We start from the raw sequence: 9378 nt of genomic DNA, 5'->3' as shown, positions 1-9378 counted from the left end.
TTAATCGGGGCTTAATTTTTATGATTCTTTTTCTTCTGTCTCCTCGGAGGATTCAGCTGATTCCTGAAGTACCTCAGGAGCTTGTGTTCTAATGATTTTATACCAAGAAATCAATTTCTTGATATCAGAAGTATAAACTCTATCCTCATCAACGTCAGGAAGGATGTGTTTCATAAAAGCTCTCAACTCGGTATCATCTGGATTGGCATCCAATCCTAAATCACCTGCGAATTCAGCTTCGATTTTCTTCATCACGGACTCTAAAGGCTCTGCACCTTCTTCAGTCAAGGTATAAATAGAGATATCGCTCAAAATGGATACTCGCTGGGACATCCCTGCTACCAATTTTCCTTTTTTAGCATCTAGGCTTTCCAAGATCACTCCGGTTCTTGAAGGCTTCAATACTTTGTACAATCCGGGCTTACCAGATACTGTGGCTATGTCTTTAAAATTCATCTGCTTTAATTTTCAGCTTGCAAATATAGAATTTGAGATTAAATCATCTCTTCATTTTCGTATTCATTAACCAATCCCATAATGAAATTCAGCAATTCATCCTTGCCGTCTCCTGTTTCTGAACTGGTTACAAAATAATCAGGCGTTTCCTCGAAAATCTCTCTCATCTTCTTTAGAAACTTCTGAATATTCTGTTGGGTTTTATTTTTGGACTGTTTATCTGCTTTAGTAAATACTATCGCTGTAGGAACCCCTTCGGTTCCGCACCAAAGCAAAAACTCCAAATCGATTTTTTGAGGCTCCAGCCGACTGTCAATCAGAACAAACACTCCACAAAGATTTTCTCTTTTAGTCAAGTAAGTACTGATCATCTGCTCCCATCCCAACTTCACTTTGACATTAACTTTGGCAAAGCCATACCCCGGTAAATCGACCAAAAACCAACGGTCATCAATTTTGAAATGGTTGATCAATTGAGTTTTACCCGGCTTCTGGGAAGTTTTTGCCAACTCCTTTCTATTGGTCAGCATATTGATTAGGGAGCTTTTTCCCACATTGGATCTACCAATGAAGGCTACCTCAGCCCGATCTGGCTTTGGACAATTTCCAGGATTGGTGTTCGAGACTACAAATTCTGCTTTTTGGATCATGATTTTCGAGTTCGCCACAAAAATAAGGCTTTATTCTTTGACATTCGAATCGTTAAGGTGTGCAACATTTTTCGATTCCTCGGGTTTCTTGAGTAATATTGCATCCCATTAGATTGAAAAACGATGTCTGTCGTCCCTTACAAAGATAAAGAAGACCCTAAAAAAGCCCAGGTGGCTGAGATGTTCAACAATATCAGCCCTAAGTATGATTTGCTAAATCATGTCTTGAGCATGGGCATTGATATCATCTGGAGAAAAAAGGCAATCAAAATGCTAAAAAAGCTTCAGCCTAAGTTGATTCTGGATATCGCTACAGGTACTGGTGACTTTGCGATCGAAGCTTTGGCACTGAATCCAGATAAAATTATCGGGGTGGACATTTCTGAAGGAATGCTTTCAGAGGGTCGCAAAAAAATGGAAAAAAGAGGTCTTCAGGACAAAATCGAAATGCAACTCGGGGATTCTGAAGGATTACTTTTTGAGGATAATAAGTTTGATGCTGTCATCGTTTCTTTTGGAGTTAGAAACTTCGAAAACTTGGAAAAAGGACTAGCGGATATGTACAGGGTTTTGAAGCCGGGAGGTAAAACTGTCATCTTGGAATTCAGTAAGCCTAAGGCATTCCCGATGAAACAAGCTTATTCCTTTTATTCCAACACCATTCTGCCTCAAGTAGGAAAGATTGTATCCAAGGACAATTCTGCGTATACTTATCTTCCAGAATCCGTACAGGCATTCCCGGATGGTCAGGACTTTCTTGCGGTTTTGAAAAAGGTAGGATTTCACAGCACTGTATGCAAACCATTAACTTTCGGAATCAGCTCAATCTACGTGGGGGAAAAATAATTCCCCTGGTATTTTTTGCGATTCTTTTTATTTCCAGCTTTTCATTTGGACAAGGGATTTTCGGCCTGACCAGTACTTCTGGCTCCGATGATAAAACCATTTCATATGGATTTTTCCTGGCTGGACACAATAGCACTTATCGGATAAAGTATTCTGATGAATTTATGAATCCTGTGGACCCTGCAGCTGCAAATGTTAGGGCTATCTTTCCTAAGTTTTCTCCTGGTTTTTCATTAGGATTCATTGGGATGCTGCGATTTCATGATCAAGTTCAGCTCCTATTCACTCCTAAAGTGGGTTTCTATGAATTCAATACGGAAGTCCAGTATTTTGCTGACCAGACAGACCTCGTAATTGACACAGGTGGAGATACTGGTAATACGGAAAATTTAGGAAATATTGTTGAGTACAAGTCTGAAGCGACCTTGGTGGAGCTTCCTTTGCTTTTGAAATACAAATCAGTCCGATTCAACAATACCAGAATGTACTTTTTGGGAGGCGGAAGCTATCAATTCCGCACTAAATCGCAGGATGAAGCCAATCTGGAAGACTTGGTGACTACAGGACAAGATTTCACTATCGAGATGGGAATGGGCTTTGAGATTTATTTCAAGTATTTCAAGTTCGCTCCTGAAATCCGCTTTTCACATGGTCTGAATGATCTTTACCAAGCTGAAAACAGTAACCCTGCTTTTAGAGATGCCATCGCTTCTATTCGAAGAAAAACTATTACTATTTATTTAAACTTCCAGTAAACCTGTCTATTTCCAGGTTTTAGATATTTTTCTTTTCCCTTAACTTCAAGGCATGGAAAGAAAAATTGCAATGGTTACTGGCGCTACTTCCGGAATTGGAAAAACATGCGCACTTATTTTAGCTAAAAACGGATACGACATCATCGCTACTGGAAGAAGATCTGAAAGATTGGATGCATTGAAAAATGAAGTTCCGGAAGGGATTGAAGTACTTCCTCTTGTATTCGATGTGAGAGAGAAAGAAGCAGTTTTCAAATTGATAGAAAACCTTCCTGAAAACTGGAAAAATATAGATGTACTTCTCAATAATGCAGGAAATGCACATGGACTTGACCCAATCCAGACAGGTAACCTTGATGATTGGGATGCCATGATGGACATTAATGTGAAAGGATTGCTTTATGTTTCCAAAGCGGTAATTCCGGGGATGACCGAAAGGAAATCAGGCACAATCATCAATATCGGTTCTATTGCAGGCAAGGAAGTCTATCCTAATGGGAATGTGTATTGCGGCTCAAAACATGCCGTGGATGCCATTACCAAAGGAATGAGGATTGATTTGAATCCTTTTGGGATCAAAGTGATAGCCATCCATCCTGGATTGGTAGAAACTGAGTTTTCTGTAGTCCGATTCAAAGGAGACGAAGAAAAAGCCGACAAAGTATACCAAGGCTTTGATCCGTTGCTCGCTCAAGACATTGCCGAGATCGTAGAATTCTGCGTCAATCGACCTCCTCATGTAGTTTTGGCTGACATCGTCGTTTTACCAACAGCACAAGCCTCCGCTACCATTGTCAACAAAAATCTATAAACCTTGAAATACTCTTCTTTCCTGCTCTTAATCATTTTCATAGCCTGTTCCACTCCAAAAAGTGATCAGGAAACTTTTTCCGAGCAACAAAAAGCAGAACCAAAACCTCTTGCATCACCTGATTCAGTATCCGTTTCTGAATTAGAGCAAGCCTTGATAGATCAAGGTTTAAGCAATGTGAAGGATATCATTCCAGACATCAAAGTAGATCTCAAATACTCTACGACTGATAACTTCTTTGGCCAGGATGTCTATGGTGAATTGACAGAGGCATATCTTCAGCCCATCGTAGCAGAGCAATTGAAAAAGGCTCAGGAAATGCTTCAGGCAGAAAACCCGGACTATACGCTTCTAATTTATGATGGAGTGAGACCTCGTTCTGTTCAACAGATTTTATGGAATAATCTGGACAAACCGGATAGTCTCAAACCCTTGTATGTTGCGGATCCCAAAGTGGGAAGTTTGCACAATTTTGGAGTGGCTGTGGACTTGACAATTTTTGATACAAAAGCTGATTCTGCGCTAGATATGGGAACTGGCTATGACTATTTTGGGTACCCAGCCTACCCTGATCGGGAAGAACAAATGCTCAAAGAGAAAAAACTACAACCGAAACACATAGTCAACCGTACTTTATTGAGGAAAATCATGAACTCCAATGGCTTTTCTGGAATCGGATCCGAGTGGTGGCATTTCAACGCATATTCCAGGAAAGAAGCAGGCGAAAAATTTAAAATTGTAGAGTAATGTTCAAGTTATTTTTCAAAAATCTCAACCAAAGAAAAAGACTTTTAGTCCAATTATTAATCCTCAGTTTTTGGGCTGGAATCCTAGGAACATTTTTCAAAATTACTGGCAATCAAAATGGTGAAATCCTATTGATTGCAGGAATGATTTTTCAAATCGTTTCAGTAGCTGGTTTGGTGAGTAAATGGTCAAACCATGGGCCTCGATAAGTGATGCGCTATTTACTTCTAACACTATCAATTTTATGCTTCTCTCCTTTATCTTTTGCACAATCACATAATCTAGCTGATAAAGCCCAATTTGAAGCATTTATTGAAAAATATAAATCCCAAACTTTGGGTCCTGAACTAGGAGAAAAATTCCCCGAATTCGAATATCGAAACCTCCAAGGAGAAGTCATTTATTCTGATGATCTCACAGATAAATTGGTTGTGATCAATAGTTGGTTTGTAGGATGCACCGGATGCAAACAAGAGGAAGAAAATCTGAGAAAATTGACCCAGGAGCTTTCAGGCGATAAAAAGATCGTATTCCTAAGTTTTGCAATGTCTTCGCCCCAAAGAATCGAACGTTATTTTTCCAAAGGGGGAGATTTTGGCTATCAAACAGCAACTGTGGAAAGGAAATGGATTGAAAGCACTTTCCTAGTAACTGTATCCCCAACTCATTTTATTGTCAAAGATGGAGTTTTGGTAGAAAAAATCACACTACCAATTGCGAACGAACAAACTCTTGACTGGTATAAAAACCGGATTTTAAGCTTTACTGAATAACCCAATTTTATTTCTAATGAGAAAATTGTTTCCCTTTATCATCTTAGGGGCATGCCTCCTTGCATGCTCCAGCACCAAAATCTATCCTAAAATAAAATGTCATGTCTGCCTGCGTCAATCAGATGGAATCTTGCTGATGCCTCTGGCTTGGGACCCGAGTTTTAGAAACCTGAGTACAGCTCAGCAAAATGAATTGGAACAGCAAATTTTAGAAAATCTCCGAAAAGAGGGTTTTACAAAAGTAGAACTCTTGGATCAGTTAGATTACGAGCTGCTCAATGCAGGAATCAAAGATCTTAACGATCCCTTTCAACGTGCAAAAATCCATAAAGAACTGGGATACCCTTACCTACTGGGACTCATTTTGGGAGAAGCCAAATGGAAAGGAGAGTGGGAATTTCCCGATCTAAACAACCCGAGTTCCAACCAATACTGGGAGGAAGATGAAACTGTCACTGCCACACTTCAAATGGCTTTGGTGGAGAGTGAAACGGCCAATATCGTCTCTGACTATTCAATCCAAACGGTCCAGAATGGAATCCCTATCCCAATTGGTGGTGGCGAAACCATGGATTTGAATTTCGGATCAATTTCTCAGGCCGTAGGGATTGCCACGAGAAAAGGGATTAAAAATTTAATTAAAGATTGTTCTTGTTGATTTAGTCCTTTGGAAAGCTCAATTCCGGCAGGGAATATTACCTTTGCATTTGGTAAAAAATCAAGCGAATCGTGTATAAATCCCTGCTCAAACCTCTATTTTTTCTAAAGAAACCTGAGGACGCTCACTACTTCACCACAGGCCTGACCAAATTCACCTTCAATTTCCCAATCGTTTCTTCCATTGTGAAGTCTACTTTCAAATTAGATGACCCTAGATTGGAGCGGGAAGTTTTTGGTTTGAAATTCAAAAACCCAGTGGGCTTGGCAGCAGGGTTCGACAAGGATGCAAAGGTAATTGACGAGATGGCGATGTTGGGATTTGGGTTTATAGAAATCGGAACATTGACTCCCAAACCGCAAGATGGAAACCCGAAACCTCGGTTATTCCGGCTTCCTCAAGACGAAGCTTTGATCAACCGTATGGGCTTCAATAATGGAGGAGTTACAGAAGCTGTCGAAAGACTAAAAAAGCGAAAATCTGATGTTTTGGTAGGTGGAAATATTGGCAAAAACAAAGTCACTCCCAACGAAAACGCGGTAGATGATTACCTGATTTGCTTAGAAGCACTTCATCCTTATGTGGATTATTTTGTAGTCAATGTCAGCTCGCCAAACACTCCAAATTTGAGGGATTTGCAGGAAAAGGAACCTTTAAAAGCTTTACTTTCCGCAGTAAAAACGGCCAATGACACAAAAGACAAACCTAAGCCGATTCTATTGAAAATCGCCCCGGATTTGACAAATGGCCAATTGGATGATATCATCGAAATCGTCAAAGAAACGGGAATTGATGGAGTGATCGCTACAAACACAACCATCGATCGAAGTCAACTCAGAACGGACAAAAACGAAGTGAAAGCCATCGGTGCAGGCGGAGTCAGTGGGAAAGTTTTGAAAAACAGAAGCACAGAAGTAATCCGGTATTTATCCGAAAAATCTGAAAAAGCCTTCCCTATCATTGGAGTGGGAGGGATTTATTCTCCCGAAGATGCAATTGAGAAATTAGAAGCCGGGGCAAGCTTGGTCCAGGTGTATTCAGGCATGATTTATGAAGGACCTGGGTTGATCAAGCGCATCAAAAAGGGATTATTGGCTTATTTTTCAAGGTAATTAGCCTAAATTCCCTCCAAGCCTTAACTATTAATCGGATTTGAATTTCATACATGGCCACCAATTCACCCAGGACCAATACTTTTAGGAAAAAAGGAGAAAAAGCTAAAAAATCCAGCTCAAGCAAGTCGAGTTGGAAACCTTCTTTTGGAGGGTTCAAAAGCTCAAAACTCGTTCTGACACTAGGAATTATCCTCATGTCTGCTGGGATATTTTTGTTTATCGCCTTTATTAGTTATCTCCTCAATGGACCTTCTGACCAGAGTTTGGTCATGAACAATCCTTCTGAGGAAATTCGTGAAACAGCCAGAGAATCAAGAAACTGGCTCGGGTACTTGGGAGCTCAGGCAGGTCACTGGATGATTTACAGATGGTTTGGCTTGGCGGCATTTCTTTTCCCTCCACTTTTGTTTATTCTGGGATTCAGATGGGCATTTAAGATTTCCATCGTCTCATTGACCAGATATGCAACTTTCGCACTGTTCTTTACCTTTTGGCTAGGATTGCTGACCGGATATATTGTGATTTTGGTTCAGGGATATTCCTATTGGAGCTTTCTTTCCGGAGGCTTTGGCTATGAATTGGCCAAGCTTTCCTCTGATTTCTTGGGCTGGGGAACCTTCATACTGATCGGTGGAGCCTTGTTGATTTTCGTGATTTTCTTCTTCGATATAGACAAATTGGATTGGTTTAGCCTCAAAAACACTGGTGATGAAATCCCATATGATGAAGATGAATTGGCGGGGTCTGAGGAAATGGCCATTAAGCCAAATGCCAAAAATGAGGATCCTTTTAACCTAGATGAAGAAGAGGAAGATATTGAGGATGATGGTTCGGAATGGATAGTGTCAGGAAATGATTCTACTCCTGAGTTACCAAAGGAAAAGACTGAGAAAATTAAAGACGAAATTCCATTTGATGTACCACAAGTTAATCTTTTGGAGGAAACCAAAGAACCAGAGCCGGTAGTTGAAGAAAAACAATTTTCGGTTACCAAACCTGTTCATGAGGAAAAAACTGCAGAGGAGGTTGAAAATCTAGATCCATATGATCCTACTTTGGACCTTCCCCGATACAAATACCCAACTCTGGAACTGCTCAATGAATATGACCTTCAAAAAGTCACAGTTACCAGATCTGAGCTAGAGGAAAACAAAAACAAGATTGTTGAGACACTTGAAAACTTCAAAATTGGAATTCAAGAAATCAAAGCGACAATCGGCCCTACTGTTACCTTGTATGAAATCGTACCGGAGCCGGGTGTGAAAATCTCCAAAATCAAGAATTTGGAAGATGATATCGCCTTGAGTTTGGCGGCTTTGGGAATCCGTATCATCGCTCCTATCCCTGGAAAAGGCACCATCGGTATTGAAGTTCCTAATAAGAATCGTGAATTGGTTCCTGCACGAGCAGTTTTGGGAACTGAGAAATTTATGAGATCTGATAAGGATCTTCCTATTGCATTGGGAAAAACTATTTCCAACGAGGTCTTTGTGGGTGATTTGGCAAAAATGCCTCACCTATTGATGGCAGGTGCTACCGGACAAGGTAAATCAGTCGGCTTAAACATGATTTTGGCTTCTTTGATCTATAAGAAGCATCCTTCCCAGTTGAAGTTTGTCTTGGTCGATCCAAAAAAGGTGGAATTGACACTTTTCAATAAGATTGAAAGACACTTTTTAGCAAAACTACCAGGCTCAGAAGAGGCGATCATTACTGATACCAAAAAGGTAATTTACACCTTGAATTCCCTTTGTATCGAGATGGACAATCGGTACAACTTGCTAAAAGATGCAGGAGCAAGAAATCTGAAAGAATACAACGGGAAATTCATCGCAAGAAAGCTTAACCCTGAAAAGGGACATCGCTTTATGCCATATATCGTCTTGGTGATTGATGAGTTGGCGGATTTGATGATGACAGCCGGTAAGGAGATCGAAGCTCCAATTGCAAGATTGGCTCAGCTTGCTCGAGCGATCGGTATTCACTTGGTAGTGGCTACGCAGAGACCTTCCGTCAATGTGATTACAGGTATTATCAAAGCAAACTTCCCTGCAAGACTTTCCTTCCGCGTAACTTCAAAAATCGATTCCAGAACCATCTTGGATGCCGGTGGAGCAGACCAGTTGATCGGTATGGGAGACATGTTGCTTTCGCAAGGTTCTGATATGACTCGTTTACAATGTGCATTTTTGGATACACCTGAGGTCGATGCGATTTGCGATTGGATTGGAGAGCAAAAAGGATATTCAGACGCCTATCTACTTCCTGAATTTGAAGGGGAAGATGGAGAAAGCAACATTGGTGAAGTGGATCTTTCGGACCGTGATCCTTTGTTTGATGATGCCGCTAGGCTTATTGTGATGCATCAGCAAGGAAGTACTTCTTTGATCCAAAGAAAACTGAAACTCGGATACAACCGAGCCGGAAGAATCATTGATCAATTGGAAGCAGCTGGGGTAGTAGGTGCTTTCGAAGGTTCCAAAGCCAGAGAAGTATTGATCCAAGATGAGGTTAGTTTGGAACAGTTATTGAGTAGCCTGTAAGTACCGAATTCGAACACTGTCGGT

At 40.6% G+C, this 9378-nt stretch carries 11 protein-coding genes; 9 read left to right on the top strand and 2 right to left on the bottom strand.

The annotated features are described in order from the left end of the window. Positions 1–18: 18 nt before the first annotated feature. Entirely contained in the window at positions 19–456 is a 438-nt protein-coding gene (locus O0V13_RS14345; RefSeq protein ID WP_268035652.1) for a DUF5606 family protein, read from the bottom strand. Between the two features lie 38 nt (positions 457–494). Beyond that, positions 495–1106: a ribosome biogenesis GTP-binding protein YihA/YsxC gene (gene yihA / locus O0V13_RS14340; RefSeq protein WP_268035651.1), complete on the bottom strand. Its 612-nt coding sequence runs from the start codon at positions 1104–1106 to the stop codon at positions 495–497. A gap of 123 nt (positions 1107–1229) precedes the next feature. Here yihA and ubiE point away from each other — a divergent pair, with 123 nt between their 5' ends. The 9 genes from ubiE (at position 1230) to O0V13_RS14295 (ending at position 9354) form a co-directional block, all read left to right on the top strand. After that, positions 1230–1952, top strand: coding sequence for a bifunctional demethylmenaquinone methyltransferase/2-methoxy-6-polyprenyl-1,4-benzoquinol methylase UbiE (ubiE, locus tag O0V13_RS14335; RefSeq protein WP_268035650.1), 723 nt, complete (start codon positions 1230–1232; stop codon positions 1950–1952). Beyond that, positions 1901–2707 carry a type IX secretion/gliding motility protein PorT/SprT gene (porT, locus tag O0V13_RS14330; RefSeq protein ID WP_268035649.1) on the top strand — a complete coding sequence of 269 codons (807 nt, stop codon included), beginning with the start codon at positions 1901–1903 and terminating at the stop codon, positions 2705–2707. Before ubiE ends, porT begins: the two co-directional genes overlap by 52 nt. A gap of 52 nt (positions 2708–2759) precedes the next feature. Continuing rightward, positions 2760–3518 carry an SDR family NAD(P)-dependent oxidoreductase gene (locus tag O0V13_RS14325; protein ID WP_268035648.1) on the top strand — a complete coding sequence of 253 codons (759 nt, stop codon included), beginning with the start codon at positions 2760–2762 and terminating at the stop codon, positions 3516–3518. A 3-nt stretch (positions 3519–3521) separates the two neighbouring features. Then, complete coding sequence (locus O0V13_RS14320; protein WP_268035647.1) at positions 3522–4265, top strand: M15 family metallopeptidase; 744 nt, start codon at positions 3522–3524, stop codon at positions 4263–4265. Then, complete coding sequence (locus O0V13_RS14315; protein ID WP_268035646.1) at positions 4265–4474, top strand: hypothetical protein; 210 nt, start codon at positions 4265–4267, stop codon at positions 4472–4474. The genes O0V13_RS14320 and O0V13_RS14315 overlap by 1 nt, the downstream gene beginning before the upstream one ends. 3 nt (positions 4475–4477) lie before the next feature. Next, positions 4478–5038 carry a TlpA family protein disulfide reductase gene (locus O0V13_RS14310; protein ID WP_268035644.1) on the top strand — a complete coding sequence of 187 codons (561 nt, stop codon included), beginning with the start codon at positions 4478–4480 and terminating at the stop codon, positions 5036–5038. Between the two features lie 16 nt (positions 5039–5054). Further along, on the top strand, positions 5055–5696 hold the full coding sequence (locus O0V13_RS14305) for a hypothetical protein (RefSeq protein WP_268035643.1): 642 nt from the start codon (positions 5055–5057) through the stop codon (positions 5694–5696). Positions 5697–5767: 71 nt separating this feature from the next. Then, positions 5768–6808 (top strand): quinone-dependent dihydroorotate dehydrogenase, encoded by a 1041-nt coding sequence (locus tag O0V13_RS14300; protein ID WP_268035642.1) that lies wholly within the window; start codon positions 5768–5770, stop codon positions 6806–6808. A 53-nt stretch (positions 6809–6861) separates the two neighbouring features. Next, complete coding sequence (locus O0V13_RS14295; RefSeq protein ID WP_268035641.1) at positions 6862–9354, top strand: FtsK/SpoIIIE family DNA translocase; 2493 nt, start codon at positions 6862–6864, stop codon at positions 9352–9354. The last annotated feature ends 24 nt before the right edge of the window (positions 9355–9378 follow it).

The organism is Algoriphagus sp. PAP.12 (assembly GCF_026652115.1).
Classification (GTDB): domain Bacteria; phylum Bacteroidota; class Bacteroidia; order Cytophagales; family Cyclobacteriaceae; genus Algoriphagus.
This window is presented reverse-complemented; position numbering and strand designations above follow the sequence as displayed.